This window comes from Janthinobacterium sp. EB271-G4-3-2 (genome assembly GCF_020858035.1).
Lineage (GTDB): Bacteria > Pseudomonadota > Gammaproteobacteria > Burkholderiales > Burkholderiaceae_D > Janthinobacterium > Janthinobacterium aestuarii.
On record NZ_JACYMG010000016.1, the window covers coordinates 92,900 to 113,626 of the forward strand.

General features: G+C 65.5%; 13 protein-coding genes. 5 read left to right on the top strand and 8 right to left on the bottom strand.

The window, feature by feature from the left end:
• Positions 1–97: 97 nt before the first annotated feature.
• The 5 genes from IGS55_RS25745 (at position 98) to IGS55_RS25765 (ending at position 8,404) form a co-directional block, all read left to right on the top strand.
• On the top strand, positions 98–2,095 hold the full coding sequence (locus IGS55_RS25745) for a DNA topoisomerase IV subunit B (protein ID WP_230518836.1): 1,998 nt from the start codon (positions 98–100) through the stop codon (positions 2,093–2,095).
• Entirely contained in the window at positions 2,095–3,804 is a 1,710-nt protein-coding gene (locus tag IGS55_RS25750; RefSeq protein WP_329958161.1) for a molecular chaperone HscC, read from the top strand. The genes IGS55_RS25745 and IGS55_RS25750 overlap by 1 nt, the downstream gene beginning before the upstream one ends.
• A 12-nt stretch (positions 3,805–3,816) precedes the next feature.
• On the top strand, positions 3,817–5,634 hold the full coding sequence (locus tag IGS55_RS25755) for a J domain-containing protein (protein ID WP_230518835.1): 1,818 nt from the start codon (positions 3,817–3,819) through the stop codon (positions 5,632–5,634).
• 48 nt (positions 5,635–5,682) lie between these two features.
• Positions 5,683–8,037: a DNA topoisomerase IV subunit A gene (gene parC, locus IGS55_RS25760; protein ID WP_230518834.1), complete on the top strand. Its 2,355-nt coding sequence runs from the start codon at positions 5,683–5,685 to the stop codon at positions 8,035–8,037.
• 178 nt (positions 8,038–8,215) lie between these two features.
• Positions 8,216–8,404, top strand: a complete 189-nt coding sequence (locus IGS55_RS25765; RefSeq protein ID WP_034746472.1) for a helix-turn-helix domain-containing protein — start codon at positions 8,216–8,218, stop codon at positions 8,402–8,404.
• Here IGS55_RS25765 and IGS55_RS25770 read toward each other — a convergent pair.
• The 8 genes from IGS55_RS25770 to rbbA all read right to left on the bottom strand — a co-directional run bounded on the left by IGS55_RS25770 (position 8,401) and on the right by rbbA (position 20,726).
• Positions 8,401–8,748: a hypothetical protein gene (locus IGS55_RS25770; protein ID WP_230518833.1), complete on the bottom strand. Its 348-nt coding sequence runs from the start codon at positions 8,746–8,748 to the stop codon at positions 8,401–8,403. The two genes, IGS55_RS25765 and IGS55_RS25770, sit on opposite strands and share 4 nt — an antisense overlap.
• A 13-nt stretch (positions 8,749–8,761) precedes the next feature.
• Positions 8,762–11,059: a M43 family zinc metalloprotease gene (locus IGS55_RS25775; RefSeq protein ID WP_230518832.1), complete on the bottom strand. Its 2,298-nt coding sequence runs from the start codon at positions 11,057–11,059 to the stop codon at positions 8,762–8,764.
• 163 nt (positions 11,060–11,222) lie between these two features.
• Positions 11,223–11,699, bottom strand: coding sequence for a hypothetical protein (locus tag IGS55_RS25780; protein WP_230518831.1), 477 nt, complete (start codon positions 11,697–11,699; stop codon positions 11,223–11,225).
• A 214-nt stretch (positions 11,700–11,913) separates the two neighbouring features.
• Entirely contained in the window at positions 11,914–13,131 is a 1,218-nt protein-coding gene (locus IGS55_RS25785) for an acetate/propionate family kinase (RefSeq protein ID WP_230518830.1), read from the bottom strand.
• Complete coding sequence (locus tag IGS55_RS25790; protein ID WP_230518829.1) at positions 13,128–14,543, bottom strand: bifunctional enoyl-CoA hydratase/phosphate acetyltransferase; 1,416 nt, start codon at positions 14,541–14,543, stop codon at positions 13,128–13,130. Before IGS55_RS25790 ends, IGS55_RS25785 begins: the two co-directional genes overlap by 4 nt.
• Positions 14,544–14,552: 9 nt before the next feature.
• Positions 14,553–16,805, bottom strand: coding sequence for a DUF3141 domain-containing protein (locus tag IGS55_RS25795; RefSeq protein ID WP_230518828.1), 2,253 nt, complete (start codon positions 16,803–16,805; stop codon positions 14,553–14,555).
• Positions 16,806–16,852: 47 nt separating this feature from the next.
• Positions 16,853–17,977, bottom strand: a complete 1,125-nt coding sequence (locus IGS55_RS25800) for an ABC transporter permease (RefSeq protein ID WP_058048258.1) — start codon at positions 17,975–17,977, stop codon at positions 16,853–16,855.
• Between the two features lies 1 nt (position 17,978).
• The gene (gene rbbA / locus IGS55_RS25805; protein ID WP_329958160.1) at positions 17,979–20,726 is read right to left on the bottom strand and encodes a ribosome-associated ATPase/putative transporter RbbA; all 2,748 of its coding nucleotides are present in this window, start codon (positions 20,724–20,726) and stop codon (positions 17,979–17,981) included.
• Between the last annotated feature and the right edge of the window lies 1 nt (position 20,727).

The following is a 20,727-nucleotide window of genomic DNA, read 5'->3' on the forward strand; positions in this document are numbered from 1 at the left end:
TACTGTATATTCATACAGTTATCGCCGCCGCTGTCATTGCGCCCGCAGTGCCCTGGCCTGGCGTTCCAACCACTGTCTTTACTTAGCTTGAACACGTATGGCCACTAAAAAACCAGCATCCGACTACAGCGAATCATCCATCCGTGTCCTGAAAGGACTGGAACCCGTCAAGCAGCGCCCGGGGATGTACACCCGCACTGAAAATCCGCTGCACATCATTCAGGAAGTGATCGACAATGCCTCCGACGAGGCGCTGGGCGGTCATTGCACGCATATCGCCGTCACGCAAAACACGGATGGCAGCATCACCGTCGAAGACAATGGCCGCGGCATTCCCGTCGGCCTGCACCCGGAAGAAGGCGTGCCGACGGTGGAAATCGTGTTTACCCGGCTGCACGCGGGCGGCAAGTTCGACAAGGGTTCGGGCGGCGCCTACGCGTTCTCGGGCGGTCTGCACGGCGTCGGCGTATCCGTCACCAATGCGCTGTCGACGCGCCTGGAAATCACTGTCTGGCGCAAGGAAAGCGACGGCAACGGCCTGCATCACATGGTGTTTGCGAATGGCGACGTGATCGAGCCATTGAATTCCCGCCCCGCCCCGCGCGATGGCAAGAAGTCCGGCACGCGCGTCACGGCCTGGCCCGATGCAAAATATTTTGATTCGCCGAACATCTCGCAAACGGAGCTGCAGCGCCTGCTGCGCTCGAAAGCCGTGCTGCTGCCGGGCGTCACCGTCACCCTGACCAACGCGAAAACGGGCGACACGCAAACGTGGCAGTACGCGGAAGGCTTGCGCGGCTACCTGACCGAAACGCTGGCGCAGGTATCGAATGGCGAAACCCTGATTCCCCTGTTCGAAGGCGCGCAGTATGCGGGCCCGGACTCGGAAGGCTTTGCCGAAGGCGAAGGCGCGGCGTGGGTGGTGGCCTGGACGGAAGAAGGCGCCATTGTGCGCGAATCGTATGTCAACCTGATCCCCACCTCGAATGGCGGCACGCACGAATCGGGCTTGCGCGACGGCCTGTTCGGCGCCGTGAAAAACTTCGTCGAAATGCACTCGCTGCTGCCGAAAGGCGTGAAGCTGCTGCCGGAAGACGTATTTGCGCGCGCCTCGTTCGTGCTGTCGGCCAAGGTGCTGGACCCGCAATTCCAGGGCCAGATCAAGGAACGCCTGAACTCGCGCGACGCCGTGCGCCTCGTGTCGACCTTCACCAAGCCGCCGCTGGAACTGTGGCTGAACCAGCACGTCGACTATGGCAAGAAGCTGGCCGAACTCGTGATCAAGCAGGCGCAGTCGCGCCAGCGCTCGCTGCAAAAAGTGGAAAAGAAAAAATCCTCGGGCGTCGCCGTCCTGCCCGGCAAGCTGACCGACTGCGAATCGTCGGACATCGCGCGCAATGAACTGTTCCTCGTCGAGGGCGACTCGGCGGGCGGTTCGGCCAAGATGGGCCGCGACAAGGAGTTCCAGGCGATCCTGCCCCTGCGCGGCAAGGTGCTGAACTCGTGGGAGACGGACCGCGACCGCCTGTTCGCCAATAACGAGATCCACGATATCGCGGTGGCCATCGGCGTCGATCCGCACAACGTGGGCGATACACCCGACCTGTCGGGCCTGCGCTACGGCAAGATCTGCATCCTGTCCGATGCGGACGTGGACGGCTCGCACATCCAGGTACTGCTGCTGACCTTGTTCTTCAAGCACTTCCCCGCCCTGATCAACAAGGGCCACATCTGCATCGCCCGCCCGCCTTTGTACCGGGTCGACGCGCCCGCGCGCGGCAAGAAGCCGATCCAGAAAATCTATGCGCTCGACGACGGCGAACTGGTGGCCATCGAAGACAAGCTGCGCAAGGAAGGCGTGAAACAGGGCGCCTGGTCGATCTCGCGCTTCAAGGGCCTGGGCGAGATGAACGCCGAGCAGCTGTGGGAAACGACGATGAATCCGGACACGCGCCGTTTGCTGCCCGTCACGCTCGGTGAAGTCGATCACATGGCTTCGGCCTTGCGCTTCAATATGTTGATGGGCAAGGGCGAAGCGGCAGGACGCCGCGCCTGGATCGAGGAACACGGCAATGAGGCGGAGGCGGATATCTGATGATCATCGGCATCGACCTGGGCACCACCAACAGCCTGGTCGCCATCTGGCGCGACGGCAAGGCTTCCATCATCCCGAATGCGCTCGGTGAACACCTGACGCCATCGTGCGTGAGCATCGATGACGACGGCACCGTGCTCGTGGGGCGCGCCGCGCGCGAGCGCCTGCAGACGCACCCGCAGTTGACGGCGGCCGTCTTCAAGCGCTACATGGGCAGCGAAAAGAAGATCACTCTCGGCACGCAGCAATTCCGTCCGGAAGAACTGTCGTCGATGGTGCTGCGCGCGCTGAAGGAAGATGCCGAAGCCTTCCTCGGCCACAAGGTCGAGGAAGCCATCATCACCGTGCCCGCGTATTTCAGCGACGCGCAGCGCAAGGCCACGCGCATCGCCGGCCAGCTGGCGGGCCTGCGCGTGGAACGTCTGCTCAACGAGCCGACGGCCGCCGCGCTGGCCTACGGCATCCGCGACAAGGAACAGGAAAGCAAATTTCTCGTCTTCGACCTGGGCGGCGGCACGTTCGACGTGTCGATCCTGGAACTGTTCGAAGGCGTGATGGAAGTGCGCGCCTCGGCGGGCGACAATTTTTTGGGCGGCGAAGACTTCGTCACCGTGCTGGTCGACGCTTTCCTGGAAGGCAGCGGCCTGCGCGCCGCCGTCGGCAGCCGCCTGCTCGACCCGCGCCAGCAGCAGTTGCTGCGCGACGAAGCCGAGCGCGTCAAGCGATTGCTGTCGGACCAGCCGTCCGTGCGCATGGCTACGCGCTACCAGGACAAGGAATACAGCTGGGAGATCAGCGAAGACAAGCTGGCGCAGCTGTGCGAACCGCTGCTGGCCCGTTTGCGCCTGCCAGTGGAACGGGCGCTGCGCGACGCCACCATCCGCGCCGCGGAATTGAATGAAGTGGTGCTGGCCGGCGGCGCCACGCGCATGCCGCTGGTGCGCAAGCTCGTCTCGCGCATGTTCGGCCGCTTCCCCGCCATCCACCTGGACCCGGACGAAGCCGTGGCGCTGGGCGCCGCCGTGCAGGCGGGCCTCAAGATGCGCGACGCGGCACTCGACGAAGTGGTCATGACGGACGTGGCGCCATACTCGCTGGGCATTTCCATTTCGCGCCAGGTCGGCGCGAACCAGTATGAAGGCGGCCATTACCTGCCCATCATCGAGCGCAACTCCGTGGTGCCCGTCTCGCGCACGGAAAACATCACCACCATCCACGACAACCAGAAGGAAATCAACGTGGCGATCTTCCAGGGCGAGTCGCGCCTGGTGGCCGACAACGTCTTCCTCGGCAAGATCAGCTTCCCGATACCCGCGAAAAAAGCGGGCGAGATCGGCATCGACGTGCGCTTCACCTACGACGTCAGCGGCGTGCTGGAAGCGGAAGTGACGGTGCTGGCCACGCAGGAACGCCACAAGATGATCATCAGCGACAACGCGGGCGTGATGACGCCGGAACAGATCGAGCAGCGCTTTGCGGAACTGGCCGACCTGAAGATCCACCCGCGCGAGCAGCTGGAAAACCGCACTCTGGTCACGCGCGCCGACCGGCTGTACGAACAGTCGCTGGGCGACGTGCGCCAGTACCTGGCCGCGCACACGGCCAATTTCCAGGCCGCGCTGGAAACGCAGGACCCGGCCACCATCCGCAAGGCGCGCCAGGCGCTCGACGAGGTGCTGCGCCAGGTCGAGAGCGAGAGCTTCCTGTAAATGGACGGCGGCATGCACAAGGGCCAGCGCGGCCTGTGGGCCATCCTGGGCACGGAACCGACCGGTGACGAGCGCGCCCTCAAGCGCGCGTACGCGAAGCGCCTGAAGGTGACGCGGCCCGAAGACGATCCTGCCGCCTTCCAGGAGCTGCGCGACGCGTATGAATACGCGCTGCGCCATGCGCACCTGTTTGCCGAGGAATTGCCGGAAACGCAAGCGGCCGAAGCCGAGGTCGAAGCCAAAGCGCCAGAAGCGCCGCCCATGGAAACGGCCGAGCTGTGGGGCGTCATCGACGAACCCGCGCAGGAAGCGCAGGAGCCGCCTGCGGAACTGTGGGGCGTCATAGCCCGGGAGCCCGCACCGCCGCCGGAACAATGGGGCGTGGTCGCCACCGATCCGGCGCAGGAAGCGGCCAATCTGTGGCAAGGCTGCCTGGCATGGATGCGGCATGCGGATGCGGGCGACGCGCTGGCCCGCATGCTGCAGGACGACGCCATGCTGAACCTTGACGTACGCGAGGAATTCGAGCTGTGCGCGCTGCGCTATTGCGCCAGCGCCGGCTATGACCTGGCGCTACGCCAGGCCCTGTTCGAGCAGCTGGGCTGGGACCGCGATTTTTCCTACCTGGCGCGCAGCCATGAGGATCTGGTGCGCGCTGCCGTGCAGCGCTACCGGGCCGACCGCTCGTTCGCCCATTTCAGCGACAACCGCGACAGCTACCCGGGCCTGGACTGCATCATGTCGCAGCAGCCGCCATCGGCCTACGCGCGCCAGCTGTTCGACCAAAAATTCACGCTGCAGCTGCGCGCACTGCTGCACGCGATACGCTGGCAGCACGGCGAGATGCTCGCTTACAAACTCGATACTGACCTGTTCGAACGGTGGGAACACGCCGTCCATGCCAAACGCTACTTCAAGCAGACGGCGCTCGCGTCGGGCGGCCTGGGCTTCGTGCTGCACTTCATGCTCGCGGGCGTGCTCGATGCGGCCGGCTTCAAGCTCGGCGACACGGCGGCCTATGCCAGCCTGCTGGGCTTCCAGGCGCTGGCCTTTGCCCTGTTTGCCATGCATGCCTTGCGCTGGCCGGCGCCCCTGTTCGCGCGCCTGGATTCGCTGCAGGAAGCGCTGCAGGACCGCCTGCCCGTGCTGTGGCAGCGGCCCGGCTTGCGGCAGCTGGGCTGGATCGCGCCCTATCTGCTGCTGACGCTGATGCTGTTCCTGCCCGAACGCAGCGAGACCGTGCGCCTCGTCACCGCGGCCGGCTTGTGCGCGTCGGCCCTGCTCGCGTATGCGATGAGCCGCCAGCTGCTGCATGGCATGCTGCTGCTCCTGGTTCTGGGCATGTCGCTGTTCGCGGCCATGTTCATGAGCGGCAAGGGCCAGTCGGCGCTGGCCATCGGCGACGCCATGCCGCTGATGTTTTGCCTGGCTGCGCTGGCCCTGCGCAGCGCCACCGGCCTGTATGGCGATTGCGGCTGGCCGGAGGCGCTTTTGCCCCGCCTGCGCGCCGCATGGCTGATCGGCTGCGCGGGCTTGCTGTCCTTGCTGTATGTGCAGCAGCTGCCGGCCGCCCTCGTCGGCGCCGCGCTGTATGCCTGGTCATGCGCCGGCTTGCTGTTTTCCCCCACCGATTTCAAATGGAGGACGATCTGGCCGGTGGTGCTGGTGCCGTCCCTCGCCAGCGTCGTGCTGGCCGGCCAGGCCCCGGCCATCCGCGCCATGCCGATGATGCACAATAGCGTCGAGCTGGCCCTGGCCGTGCTGTATCTGACCTTGCGCTATATGTATCTGACGTACGGCAAGTCCTTTTCCAAATCCCGGCTGTCATAATCAGCCCCACGAATTCAACCGCAACCACTTAACACCGAAACAAGCGCCATGTCCACACAAACCAATTTATTTGACGATGCCCAGCCTGAGCCGATCGAGCCGGATGAACCGGTATTCGACGGCGAAGCGCTGACCCTGTCCACCTTTGCCGAGCGCGCCTATCTCGATTACGCCATCTCCGTCGTCAAGGGCCGCGCCCTGCCCGACGTGTGCGACGGCCAGAAGCCCGTGCAGCGCCGCATCCTGTATGCGATGAATGAGCTGGGCTTGAATTCCACGGCCAAGCCCCGAAAATCGGCGGCCGTTGTCGGCGACGTGCTCGGCAAATTGCATCCGCACGGCGACCAGTCCGTGTACGACGCGCTGGTGCGCATGGCGCAGGATTTCTCGCTGCGCTACCCGCTGATCGATGGCCAGGGCAACTTCGGCTCGCGCGATGGCGACGGCGCCGCGGCCATGCGTTACACGGAAGCGCGTCTGACGCCGATCGCCAAGCTGCTGATGGATGAAATCGGCATGGGCACGGTGGACTTCCAACCCAACTACGACGGTTCGACGGAAGAACCGAAGCTGCTGCCGGCGCGCCTGCCGATGGTGCTGCTGAACGGCGCCTCCGGGATCGCCGTGGGCCTGGCGACGGAAATCCCGTCGCACAATCTGGCGGAAGTGGCGAAAGCGGCCGTCGCCATGATCCGCGATCCGAAGATGACGCACGCCGAGCTGATGGCCATCATTCCCGGCCCCGACTTCCCCGGCGGCGGCCAGATCATCACTCCGCCATCGCAAATCCAGGACATGTACGCGAGCGGCCGCGGCAGCATGAAGGTGCGCGCGCGCTGGAAGATCGAAGAGCTGGCGCGCGGCCAGTGGCAAGCCGTCGTGACGGAACTGCCACCCGGTACTTCCTCGCAAAAGGTGCTGGAAGAAATCGAGGAACTGACAAATCCGAAGATCAAACTGGGCAAGAAGGCGCTGTCGCCGGACCAGGTGGCCCTGAAAGCGCTGATCCTCAATTCGCTCGACACCATCCGCGACGAATCGGGCCGCGCCGCCCCCGTGCGCCTCGTGTTCGAGCCGAAGTCGAAGAACCAGGACCAGACGGAATTCATGCTGATGCTGCTGGCGCATACCTCGCTGGAATCGTCGACCTCGATCAACCTGGTGATGATCGGCGGCGACGGCCGCCCGCGCCAGAAAGGCCTGGGCGACATCCTGCGCGAATGGATCGATTTCCGCTTCGAGACCGTCACGCGCCGCACCGGCTACAAACTGGGCAAGGTCAAGGACCGCATCCATATCCTGGAAGGGCGCGAAGCGATCCTGCTCAATATCGACAAGGTGATCCAGATCATCCGCAATTCGGATGAACCGAAGGCGGCCCTGATCGACGCGTTCAAGCTGTCCGAGCGCCAGGCCGACGATATCCTGGAAATCCGTTTGCGCCAGCTGGCGCGCCTGGAAACGATCAAGATCCAGCAGGAACTGGCCGAACTGCGCAAGGAAGAAAAATCGCTGCAGGACCTGCTCGACAACCCGGGCTCGATGAAGCGCGCCATCATCCGCGAAATCGAAGCGGACGCCAAGCAGTTCGGCGACGCGCGCCGCACCCTGATCGAGGAAGCGCAAAAAGCCGTGGCCGAACAGAAGGTCGTCGATGAACCGGTCACCGTCATCATCTCGGAAAAAGGCTGGGTGCGCGCGCGTACCGGCATCGGCCACGATGCGGCGCAGTTCACGTTCAAGGCGGGCGACAGCCTGCATGGCGCCTTCGAGTGCCGCACGGTCGACACCCTGCTGGGCTTTGGCAACAACGGCAAGATTTACTCGGTTCCCGTCTCGGCGCTGCCCAACGCGCGCGGCGACGGTGTGCCGATCACGACCTTGTGCGACCTGAGCGGCGGCACCCCGGGCAACGCCGTGCGCATCTTGCACTACTTTGCGGGCAATGGCGCCACCAACCTGCTGCTGGCGTCGAGCGCCGGCTACGGCTTCATCGCCAAGGCGGGCGACATGACGAGCCGCCTGAAAGGCGGCAAGGCCTTCATCACCCTCGATGACGGCGACGTGCCGCTCGAACCGAAGGTCATCGCCGAGGCGGCCAGCGCCCTGGCCTGTTTGACGGAAGGCGCGCGCCTGCTGGTGTTCGGCCTCGATGAAATGAAAACCCTGTCCAAGGGCGGCACCGGTGTCAAGCTGATCGACCTCGATGCCAAGGACAAGCTGCTGGCCGTGCAGCCGATCACCCAGCGCGGCGTGGTCGTCTCGGGCATCGGCCGGGCGTCGAAACCGCAGGATGCGTCGCTGGGCGCCACGGCCCTGGCCGAGCACTTCGGCAAGCGCGCGAAGAAGGGCAAGGCGCTGGCCGCCAAGCTGAAGCCTGTCTCGATGGCAGCCATCGGCTGACCGGCATCGCGCCATACGAAAAGACAGGTTCGCCTGTCTTTTTTTTCGCCTATCGCAGCGGGAAAGATAGTTTTGCAGATAGTTTTGCAGATATACCGCGCTTCCCCGTTATCCCTGCAGACATGCCACCCACGGACAGGAGAACAGCGATGACAAACAACGTTTCAGGCAGGTCGCCATGCAGCGTTTGACCCCGGCCGAGCGGCTGGTGGCGGCCATGGCGGCCGAAGGCTTGCCCTACAAAAGCATCGCCAGGGAACTGGGCAAGTCGCCGGCCACCGTACGCAACCAGCTGCACGCGATATATCAGAAGCTGGACGTGGGCAACCGCACGGCGCTTGCGCACAAGCTGCGCGGCCAGCCTTAGCGCCGCGCCAGGCGCAGCACGTCGGGCGCCGCTTCGACGATATCGATCACGTCTTGCGCGCCGGCGCCATCATCGAGCGCATAGCGGCCCATGCCCAGGGGCACGAGCCGGGTCACGGGGCCGGCGCGGGGCCGGTCGTCCGGGCCGGGCGCCATCGGCGTCAAGGTCGCCGCCCCTTGCGCCATGGCGCCGGCGGGCGCGCCAAACTCGAGCACCTTTCGCCCCTTGCGGCTGGGAGGAAAGGCGAACGTGGCCGTGGGCCGGTACACCTCGATACCGTCCGCATCCTCCTCGAACGAGTGCGTCCAGCTGCCGCTGGGCAGTGCCGTTGTCATGCCGTGCATGGCGATCCCTCCCTCAGAAGCACGATACCACGCCGCCCAGGTTTTCATAGCCGCTCACGGAGGGCGACCAGGCCGTGCCGTTCCACGCCTTGTGGAACAGCGCGCCATTCGTGCCCGTGACAAACACGTCGAGGCGGTCCGGCGCCCAGGCGGTGGCGCGCGGACGCGAAGTACACACGCCGCCCAGGTTGTCAAAACCCGTCAGGGAAGGCGACCAGGCCGTGCCATTCCAGGCCTTGTGATACAGGGCGCTGTCCGTGCCGATGACGAACAGGTCGAGCCGGTCCGGCGCCCACGACACGGCTTCCACCTCGCCCACGCAGATACCGCCCAGGCGCTCGAAGCCGTCGATGGACGGTCCCCATTTCGCGCCATCCCACCATTTATGGTACAGCGCGCCATCGGTGCCCGTGACGAAGACGTCGAGACGGTCCGCCCCCCACGCCACGGCCTTCGGCGACGAGGTACAGATGCCGCCCAGGCGTTCATAGCCCGTCAGCGACGGTCCCCAGGCCGAGCCGTTCCACCACTTGTGGTACAGGGCACGGTCCGTGCCGACGACGAAGACATCGAGGCGGTTCGGCCCCCAGGCCACGACTTCCGGCTGGCCCAGGCAAATGCCGCCCATGGCTTCGTAACCGGTCAGCGACGGCCCCCAGGCGGCCCCGTTCCACCACTTGTGATACAGGCCGCGGTCCGTGCCGACGACAAACACGTCGAGGCGGTTCGGGCCCCAGGCGACGGCGCGCGGGTCGCCCACGCACAGGCCGCCCATCGCTTCATAGCCGGTCAGCGACGGTCCCCAGGCCGTGCCGTTCCACCATTTGTGGAACAAGCCGCTGTCGGTGCCCGTAACGAACACGTCGAGCCGGTTCGGCCCCCACGACACCACTTGCGGCGCACTGGTACAGATGCCGCCCTGCCCTTCATAGCCGGTGACGGACGGCGCCCAGGCCGTGCCATTCCAGGCCTTGTGGTACAGGGCGCGGTCCGTGCCAACGACGAAGACATCGAGCCGGTTCGCGCCCCAGGCCACGACGGGCGAGGAACTCTGGCGCGGCGTGGCGCCTGCGCCTGCGCCCCCCGTACCGATGCTGGCGCGCGGGCCATCGAGGCAAGCCTGCATGCGCGCCACCTGGCCCGCCGTGAACATGAACATGGCGGGATCGTCGACGTAATCCATGTAGTTCATGAACATGTCGCCATTCGGCCCGTTACTGCACGACACCTGGGGAAACGAAGGCTGGCCCGTGTTCGGCCCGCCCTGGTTCGGCGTATCGGCCACGTTGTCCGTGCCCGCGCACCCGGTGCCGTCGTCGCCCCAGATATGGTTCAGGTTCAGCCAGTGGCCGATTTCATGCGTGGCCGTGCGCCCCAGGTGGAACGGCGGCGCCGCCGTGCCCGTCGTACCGAAGGCCGATTGCAGGATCACCACGCCATCGGTGGCGGCCGGGCCGCCGGGAAACTGCGCGTAACCGAGCAAGCCGCCACCGAGCTGGCAGACCCAGATATTCAGGTAGCTGTCGGCCGGCCAGGCATCCATGCCGCCCGTCGCCTGCGATTTGACGGCATCGTCCGCGCCAAACGAGGCCACCGTCGTCTGGCGCCGCTCGATGCCGCTGGTGGCCGCGCCATGCGGATCGGTCGTGGCCAGCGCGAACTCCACGCGCGCATCGGCCGTCAGCGGCAGGAACGGCGCCGGCGTGCTGTTGACATCGGGATTGACGCGGCGGAAATCGCGGTTCAGCACATCGATCTGGCTGGCGATCTGCGCATCCGAGATATTCTGCTCGGCCGTATTCCACACCACGTGCACGACCACCGGTATCTGCGTCACGCCGGAACGCCCGGCAATGCTGGCGTCGCCCTCGTAGAGCCCCGCCAGGTTTTCAATATCGGCGCGCACGTTCGCGTACGACGGATCTTCGGTCAGCAGGCGGCGATGCACGTCCATCGTGGCGCAGGTGCGCTTCTGCGGGGTGCCGCCCCCCTGCCCGCCGCCCTGCCCTCCATCACCGCCCATGCCGCCACCATCGCCTCCCATGCCACCGCCAACGCCCACCTGCATGCAACTGGCGCCCGCCATGCCCTGCGATGGCTGCTGCATGCCGCCGCCCGGCATGTCACCGGCACTCGCGGCCGCCGCGCCCTGGGTAAGCGCCGCCTGGTCCGCGTACGACACGCCCAGGCGCGGCCCCGGCATGGCATCCGCCGCCCGGGCATCGGCCTGCACATCGCCCTCGACCGGCATGGCAGGCATGTCTTCGGCCGAACTGGTGGCCGGCGATTTTTTCGTTTTAGCGGTGCTCATGATGTCTCCTTCGTCTATGTGCCAATTCACTATGGCACGGCGAAAAGAGGAGCATTTGTGCGAGATCAAGACTGGCAAGCGACGCCAGGGAAAAGTGGCGGACAAAAAAAAGACAGCCGAAGCTGTCTTTTGGGCTTGCAGGCCGAAGCCCGCAAACGATGCATTACTTGGCGGCGGCGGCCTTGACTTCAGCGTCGGCCTTGGCCTTGACTTCTTCCGTCTTGGTGGCGGCGATGGCTTTATCCTGGTTCGCTTCCACTTTTTCCTTGGCCACTTTGGCGTCCGCATTCACGCTGGCCTTGTGCGCTTTCGCATCGGCCTTGGCGGCAGCTTTGTCAGCCTTGGCTTGCGCCTTCATCTTGTCTTCCGGATCGGCGTCGACCACTTTGTCGTGGGCCTTGGCCTTGGTTTTATTGGCCTTGTGCTGGGCGTCGGCTTTCTTTTCGTCGGCCTTCATTTCGGCCTTGGCGACGTTGGCGTCAGCCTTGGCATCGACTTTGGCTTCCTTGTTGGCGGCCTTGTTGATGTCATGCTGCGCAGACGCCTGGGCGCTGGCAACGGCTGGGGTAGTTGGCGCCGTTTGCGCGATGGCAGCGGTGGCAAACAGGGTAGCGATCAGGGTGGCGAGTAATTTGTTCATGATGAGACCTTTCAATATGGTTTAATTTTATTCTTACTAAAGGCGGGCAAAATGCTCAAAATTTGCCAGGCATCGCGCTGTTTCTTGATGTAGCGCAATGGCATGACTTCATAGTAAAGATATTTGGCAAACCACACAGTGCGTTAGCGCACTCAACGGAAAATATGTGTAAATCAGCAAATTTCCCATTGGGTGCGATGCAGATCTCATATCCTCATGCGTCCACTGCCAGCGCCGCGTGGCGGGCAGCCACCCATTCCTCGTTGGCCGGCTCCACGCCCACGACGATGCGGCTGGCATCGGTGGAGATACGGCTGGCGTTGCGCGCATTGGCCTCCCCGTCGAGCACGGGGCCGATAAACCCCAGCTCGTCGCAGATGCGCTGGCGCAGCTCGGCGCTGTGTTCGCCGATACCGGCCGTAAACACCAGCATGTCCAACCCACCGAGCACGGCCGTCAGGGCGCCGATCTCGCGCACGATGCGGCGGATATATAAAGCCAGCGCGGCGCGGATGCGCTCGCCCGTGGCATCCTGCCGGTCCTGCTGCGCCAGCAAGACCGGCGGGTCGGCCGACACGCCCGATACGCCCAGCAAGCCCGACTCGTGGTACAGCACATGCGCCACTTTTTCCAGCGACAGTTTTTCGATCTCCATCAGATAGATCACGGCGCCCGGATCGAGCGAACCGCAGCGCGTGCCCATCATCAGGCCATCGAGCGCCGAAAAGCCCATGGTGGTGGCCACGCTGTGCAAATTCTCCATGGCGCACAGGCTGGCGCCGCTGCCCAGGTGGGCCACGATGACCTTGCCGCACGCGGCAGCGCCGAAGCGCTGCTCCAGCACCAGCGACTGGTATTCGTACGACAGGCCGTGGAAGCCATAGCGGCGCAAGCCCCGCTCCCACGCGTCGTAAGGCAGAGCCAGCATCTGCTCGACCTGCGGCACCGTGTGGTGGAAGGCCGTGTCGAAGCACGCCACCTGGGCGATGTCGGGCCGCGATTCGAGCAGCACCTCGATGGCTTCCAGCGCGAAAGGCTGGTGCAGGGGCGCGAGCGGCACATAACTTTTCAGGTCGGCCAGCACGGAAAAATCGATGCGCACGGGGGCGAAATACTTGCTACCGCCATGCACCACGCGGTGCGCCACGGCGCGCAGCGGACGCCCGTCCAGCTGCGCCACCACTTGTGCGCGGATGTATTCGAGCGCCGCGTGATGCGGCTGCTGCGGATCGAGCCGCAGGGCGACGGCCGGCAGGCCGCCGGCGCGGTAGGTGGCGTTTTCGCGGCCGATGCCTTCGACCTTGCCGCTCCATTGCGCCTGCTGCGGCAGCACGCCGCCCGTCTGCTCGAACAGGGCGAACTTGATGCTCGACGAACCGCAATTGAGCACGAGGATCAGGGTGCCATCGGCATGTTGGACTGCTGCGTTCATGGCGGCGTGCTCCGGTAATGGTTGGCCAGCATCACGGCGATGGCGCACGAGGCGATGCGGCTGGCGCGCGAGTCGGCGCGGCTGGTGAGGATGACGGGGATTTTCGCGCCCAGCACGATGCCGGCGCTGTCCGCGTCGCCCATGTATTCGAGCTGCTTGGCCAGCATATTGCCGCTTTCCAGGTCGGGCACCAGCAGGATATCGGCGCGGCCCGCCACCTCGGAGACGATGCCCTTGACGGTGGCGGCGGCGATCGACACGGCGTTGTCAAAAGCCAGAGGGCCGTCGAGGATCGCGCCCGTGATCTGGCCACGGTCGGCCATCTTGCACAGGGCGGCGGCGTCCAAAGTCGCCGGCATGTCCGCGTTCACCGTTTCCACGGCGGCCAGGATGGCCACGCGCGGGCAGGCCACGCCGATCACGTGCGCCAGGTCGATGGCGTTGCGCACGATGTCGGCCTTCATGGCCAGGTTGGGCGCGATATTGATGGCCGCGTCGGTGATGATGAAGGGGCGCGGATACGCGGGCGTCTGCATCAGGAAGCAGTGGCTGATGCGGCGCTTGGTGCGCAGGCCGGCGCTGGCCGACAGCACGGCCGACATCAGTTCATCCGTGTGCAGGCTGCCCTTCATCAGCGCCTCCACTTCGCCCTTGCCCGCCAGTTCGGCGCCGCGCGCGGCGGCCGCATGGCTATGCTCGACGTCTTCGATGGCGATGCCGGCCAGGCTCAGGCCCGCTTCGGCCGCCACCGCTTCCAGGCGCGCGCGCGGCGCCACCAGCACGGGCGTGATCAGGCCGGCCGCATGCGCGTCCAGCGCGCCCGACAGGCTCAATTCATCGCAGGGATGGATCACGGCGACCCGGATCGGCCCCAGCGTGCGCGCATGCTCCAGCAGGCGCCGCGTGCCGTCGCCGTTATGCAGGCGCACTTCGGGCAAGGTGGCGCGCGCCCGTTCGATCTGCTCGGCCGGCGCGATCACCTGCGCCTCGCCGTCAAGCACCACGGCGCCATGCTGGTTGACGCAGCGGCAAGCCAGGGTCACGTGGCGGCTGCGCGGCTCGCGCGCCGTGACGGTGACGCTGATGGCCAAGGTATCGCCCACGCGCACGGGTTGCAAAAAGCGCAGGGTCTGGCCCGTGTAGACGGTGCCGGCGCCGGGCAGGCGCGTGCCCAGCACGGCGGATATGAGCGACGCGCCCCACATGCCGTGCGCGATCACGCCCTGGTAGCGGGTGGCGGCGGCAAATTCCGTATCGAGGTGCTGCGGGTTGTCATCGCCCGACATCACCGCGAACAGGGCGATATCGTCCGTGCTCAGGGTGCGCGTGATGCTGGCCGTGTCGCCGATGGCGATCTGGTCGAAGGTGCGGTTGCGTACGATATTCAAATCATCGTCTTGGGTAGTAATCATCGTGGTCTTCTATGCAGGGGTAATGTGTTTGGCCGGTTTGGCTTTCGGTTCAGTCTTGGATGCGCGCACAACCGATGCCTGTGCCTTGACCGCGCGGTCGAAGACACCCAGCATCTGCTGCAGGCTCGCCTCCTCGTCCGGTGTCGGCGCCTCGGGCACTTGCAGCACTTGCTGCAGCCACTCGGCCAGCGCGCCGATGTCGTCCGGATCGGCGCGCGACAGCAAGGCCGGCAAGGCGGCGATGGCGGCATCGAAATCATGTAGCATCAGGCGCGCCTGCTGGCGCACGATGCCGCGGAATTCCTCCATGCCGACCTCCTGCCGGTATTGCGGCTTGATCAGTTTGAGGGCCAGGTTGACCCTGCGCTCGTCGGCGATCATGCGGAAGCGGTAGATGTAGAACAGCGCGCGCACGGCCGCTTCCACCAGGCCGCCCCGCTGCATGTCCTCGTCCATCTTGCGCGTTTCGCAGCGCACGTATTCGCAATGCTCGGGCGAGATGCCGGGATGGGGGCGCGGCGGCGCAGCATCGCCGATGGCCTGCCCCGTCAGCGCCTGCACCAGGGGCGAGCCGTACACCAGGTCGAAGGTGGTTTCCTGCACAGTATCGCGCCAGTCGCGCCAGCCGTTCAAGCCGGCCGTGATGGCGCCGGAGACAGCTTCCTGCATGGCCAGCAGCGGGTTGTCGGGCGCTACCGGCTGGCGCTGGGCGCGCACTTTTTCCGCCTCCCTGGCCACCAGCCTGGCCAGCGGATTGTGATCGGTCCAGCGCTCGTACGACACGCGCAGCGGGTGTGCCAGCTGCAGGAAGCGCGCCGTCTGCGGCGTGACCATGGCGCGCACCCACGGCTGCGCGAACGTGCGGTACAGGGCCAGGTTGACCTCGGACACGCGCGCGGCGGCGGCGAACTTGCGGTCGTTTTCCACGCTCGGCTGCACGATGGCGCGCACGTCCTCGATGCCGCGGTGCTCGACCTGCAGCACATAATCGCCGCTGGCCAGGTCCGCATTCGGCGTATCGGGCGTCTTGTCGACGATCCGCGCTTCGTAGATACCGGCCGGCAGCAGGTTGATCAGGTCGATATTGCTGGCGAATTTCTGGTGTTCCTTGTGCCCCACCTTGGCCGACACGAAAATGCCCAGATGGCCGATGCTGTCATGCACGGCGTAGACGATGGTCTGGTCGTGCATCAGCACGTCCTTGTCGTCGCGGTACAGGTCCGTGATCCAGCCCAGCGCCTGCGGCGGCGGCGTGATGTTGTCGCCGTTCGAGCAGAACACGACGATGGGCGAACGGATATTGCGCAAGTCCAGGCGCACGCCGTCGGAGGTGATCAATTCGGCCGTGGCCAGGCGGTTGCCGATGAACAGATTGTCGACGATGTACTGCATCTCGACGTCGTTGAGGAAGACGTGGCCGCCCCAGTATTTTTCAAATTCCAGGTAACGGGGCGCTTCCGTATCGATGTTCGCGTACAGCTTGTACTGCTTGCTCCACAGGGTGTTGGCCGGGTTGAGCTTCTCGAAATTCTGCACCAGGCTGGCGCCGTCGAAACGGCCGTTGCCCAGGTCGCCCGCCAGCGCCGTGGCCCAGCTGCCGCCCATCAGGCCGCCCGCGTAGCGCATCGGATTGCGGCCATGCCAACCGGCCCAGTACGAGACGGGGGCGCCGGCCACGATAATGGGGCCGAACAGTTCCGGGCGCATGGCCGCCGTCATGAGGATTTGCCAGCCCGCCTGGCAATTGCCGATGACGACGGGTTTCCCCTCGCTGAACGGATGCAGGGCGATGACTTTTTCCAGGAAGGCCGCTTCGGCGTGCATCACGTCTTCCACCGTCTGCCCCGGCACGGGATCGGGCAGGAAGCCGATGAAGTAGCACGGATGGCCGGCGCGCAGGGCCACGCCGATCTCGCTCTCGGCCTTGAAGCCGCCGATGCCGGGACCGTGGCCGGCGCGCGGGTCGACGACGACGAAGGGCCGCTTCGATGAATCAGGCTCGGGCGCATCGGGCGTCAGGATGCGCGCCAGGCCATAGTTGACGGGGCGCGCCAGCTCCAGGCCCGACATCACCAGTTCGGCGGGGAAATCGAGCACGTTCGGCACTTCCTCGGCCATGTGTTCCTGGTACTGGTTGCCGCGCCGGCGCATCACGTCCGCGTACAGCACGATGCGCTGCCACGAATCGCGCGCATAGTCGCCCAGCACGCCCAGCGACGGCAAGCCGCCGGTGGAGAAAAATGGTGCAGCTTCGGTTTTCATGGCTATCCTTTTCATGCAAAAAACGCCGGACCATTCCGGCGCGGGAGCTACGCCATCTGGCTGATGGTCTTGCGAAAACGGGCAAGGGCAAACGTGAACAGGGCCGTGCCGATGGCCAGCAGGGCCAGGAACGGTTTCCACACCACGTCGATGCCGGCGCCCCGGTACAGGATCGCCTGGCTCAATTCGACGAAATGCGTGGTCGGGGCGATCAGCATGATGTTCTGCACCAGTTGCGGCATGCTTTCGCGCGGCGTGCTGCCGCCCGAGAGCATCTGCAGCGGCAGCAGCACGAGGATCAAGAGCATGCCGAACTGCGGCATGCTGCGCGCCACGGTGGCCAGAAAAATGCCCATCGAGGTGGTGGCAAACAGGTGCAGGGCCGCGCCGCACAGGAACAGCGCGATCGAGCCTTCGATCGGCACGTGCAGCATGCCGCGCACCACCAGGTTCAGCGACAGGGCGGCGGCCAGCAGCACCACGAGACCCATGGACCAGACCTTGCCCAGCATGATTTCGGCAGGCGTCACGGGCATCACCAGCAAATGCTCGATAGTGCCGTGTTCGCGCTCGCGTATCAGCGCCGCGCCCGTCAAAATGATCGACAGCATCGTCACCTGGTTGATGAGCTCCATCAGCGAGCCAAACCATGCCTGGCTCAGCGACGGGTTGAAGCGCGCGCGCATCACCAGCTCCACGGGCGAGACGGTTGCGCCCCGGTAGCGCTTGGCGAATTCCGATATCTCGCCAGCGACGATCTGCTGGATGTAGCCGCTGCCGCTGAAGGCCTGGCTCATGCGCGTGGCATCCACGTTCAGCTGCAGTTCCGCCTGGCGTCCGCCCAGCACGTCGGCCTGCAGCTTGGGCGGGATCGTCAGCACGAAGGTGTACTGGCCCGCGTCGAGGCCCGCGTCGACCTGGCTCTGGTTGATCATGGCCGGCGGCGTGAACTGGGGCGGGAAGAAGGCCGAGGCGATGCGCCCGGACAGCGGCGAGCCATCCTCGTCGACGATGGCGATCGACGCCATGTGCAGGGTTTCCGGCTTGGCCGTGGCGGCCACGTAGATGGCTAACGTGAACGTGTAGAGGATCAGGATCAGCATCATCGGATCGCGGATCAGGCTCCAGATTTCCTTCACGCCCAGGCGGTAGATGTTTTCAAGGTGGCGCATATCAGCTCTCCTGCTTCTTCAGCAGCGCCACGGTCACGCCGAGGATCACGGGGATCGCCACGATCAGGGGCCAGAACGAGGCGTGCAGGTCGCCCAATCCCAGCGCCTTGTTGAACACGCCCCGGCTGATGTTGAGCATGTGCGTGGCCGGGTACATCAGGCCGATGGCCTTGCCCACGCCTTCCATCGACGAGACGGGATTGAGCAGACCGGAAAACTGGATGGCCGGGATCATGGTGCCGATCATGGTCACGAACAGGGCCGCGATCTGGCTGCGCGTAAAGGTCGAGGCGAACAGGCCGATGCCGGTGGCGCAGATATTGAAGATGAAGGTGGCGCCGATCAGGGTCGGCAAGCTGCCCTTGACCGGCACGCCAAAGGCGGTGACGGCCAGCAGCGCCATGAGAAGGAAGTTGAACATGGCCAGCACGACGTAGGGCACCTGCTTGCCGAGCAAGAATTCCAGGCGCGTGACGGGCGTCACGTACAGGTTGATGATGGAACCGAGTTCCTTTTCGCGCACGACGGACAGCGCCGCCAGCATGGCCGGCAGCATCAGCAGCAGCAAGGGAATCACGGCCGGCACCATGGCCGGCAGGCTTTTTACGTCCGGGTTGTAGCGGTAGCGCGTCTGGATGGCGACGGGGTTGCTCATCGTAATGCCATAGCGGTGCAAGGCCTGGTCGGCCAGCCACAGCTGGTGCATGCCCTGTACGTAGCCTTGCACGGTTTCCGCGCGCATCGGCATGGCGCCGTCGATCCATGCGCCCACCTGCGCCGGCGCGCCGCGCTGCACGTCGCGCGCGAAGCCGGGCGGGATCTCGATGGCCAGCGACAGTTCTCCGCTGCGCATGCGCTTGTCGATATCGGCATAGTCGCGCAACGGCGCTCGCTCGATGAAATAGCGCGAGCCGGCCAGGTTGTTCGTGTAGTTCTGGCTCAGGGTCGTCTGGTCGTGGTCGAGCACCGCGTAACTCAAGTCTTCGACGTCGAGGCTGATGCCGAAGCCGATGACGAACAGCAGCAGCACGGAGCCGCCCAGCGCCAGGGTCAGGCGCACGGGATCGCGGCGCAATTCCAGCGTTTCGCGCCACATGTAGCTGAGCATGCGGCCCAGGCTGAAGCGGCTGCGCCGGTGCTGTTCCTGAGGCTGCGGCGCGGCCGCTTCCTGCCGCGCGGGCGCCTCGCTTTCCTGCGCCGCCGGCGCCGTGCCGCCGCCCGCCTCTTCCAGGTAGGCGATGAAAGCCGCTTCCAGCGAAGGCGCGCCCTTCTTGCGCACCAGTTCGGCCGGCGCATCGCTGACCAGCACTTTCCCCGCATGCATCAGCGAGATGCGGTCGCAGCGCTCGGCCTCGTTCATGAAGTGGGTGGAAATGAAAATGGTGACGTGGTCGCGCCGCGCCAGCTCGATCATCAGGCGCCAGAAATTGTCGCGCGCAATCGGGTCGACGCCGGACGTCGGTTCGTCGAGGATCAGCATTTCCGGCTTGTGCACCATGGCCACGGCCAAGGACAGGCGCTGGCGTATGCCCAGCGGCAGGCTGTCGGGCAAGTCGTCCATCACCGCGCGCAGGTCGAAGCGCTGCGCCATCTCGTCGATGCGCGCAGGTATCTCGCCCTCCGGCACGTGGAACAGGCGCGCGTGCAGCACCAGGTTCTGGCGCACCGTCAGTTCGCTGTACAGCGAGAACGCCTGCGACATGTAGCCGACCCGGCGGCGCGTGTCGATATCGCTGGAATCGACCTGCTTGCCGAACAGCCAGGCCTTGCCCTCGGTCGCCGGCAGCAAGCCCGTGAGCATCTTCATGGTGGTCGACTTGCCGCAGCCGTTCGAGCCCAGGAAGCCGAAGATTTCGCCGCGGCCGATGCGGAAATTCACATGGTCGACGGCCGTAAAATCGCCGAAGCGCATGGTCAGGTCTTGCGCCTCGATGGCGACGTCCTGCGCGCTGGCGGCGTCCAGCGGGGTGATGACGACGGGCTGGTGGCCCGCGCGCTTCGCTTCCGGCAGCAGCTTGATGAAGGCCGCTTCCAGATTGCCGCTGTCCGTGCGCGCCAGCAGTTCGGCCGGCGTACCCGTATCGAGCACCTTGCCGTCATCCATGGCCACGAGCCAATCGAAGCGCTGCGCCTCGTCCATGTAGGCCGTGGCCACCATCACGCTCATTTGCGGGCGCTGCACGCGGATGCCGGCGATCAGGTCCCAGAACTGGGCGCGCGCCAGCGGATCGACGCCGGTGGTCGGCTCGTCGAGAATCAGCAGGTCGGGATCGTGGATCAGCGCGCAGCACAGGCCCAGCTTCTGCTTCATGCCGCCCGACAGTTTGCCGGCGGGGCGCGCGAGGAAAGGCTGCAAGCCCGTGCTGCGGGTCAGCTGGTCGATGCGGCGGCGGCGCTCGGCCGCGTCGTGGCCGAACAGGCGCGCGAAAAACTGCAGGTTTTCCTCGACCGACAGGGTCGGATACAGATTCTTGCCCAGGCCTTGCGGCATGTAAGCGATGCGCGGGCAGACGTCGTCGCGGTGGCGCGCGTCGCGCATGTCGCCGCCCAGCGCCATCACGCTGCCCTGCTGCACGGCGCGCGCGCCCGCCACCAGCGACAGCAAACTCGATTTGCCCACGCCATCGGGCCCGATCAAGCCCACCATGCGGCCGGCCGGCACATCGAGGTCGATGCCGTCCAGCGCCACCGTCTTGCCGTAATGCTGGCTGACGCCGCGGATGCTGACGACAGGGGAAGTGGAAGCCACA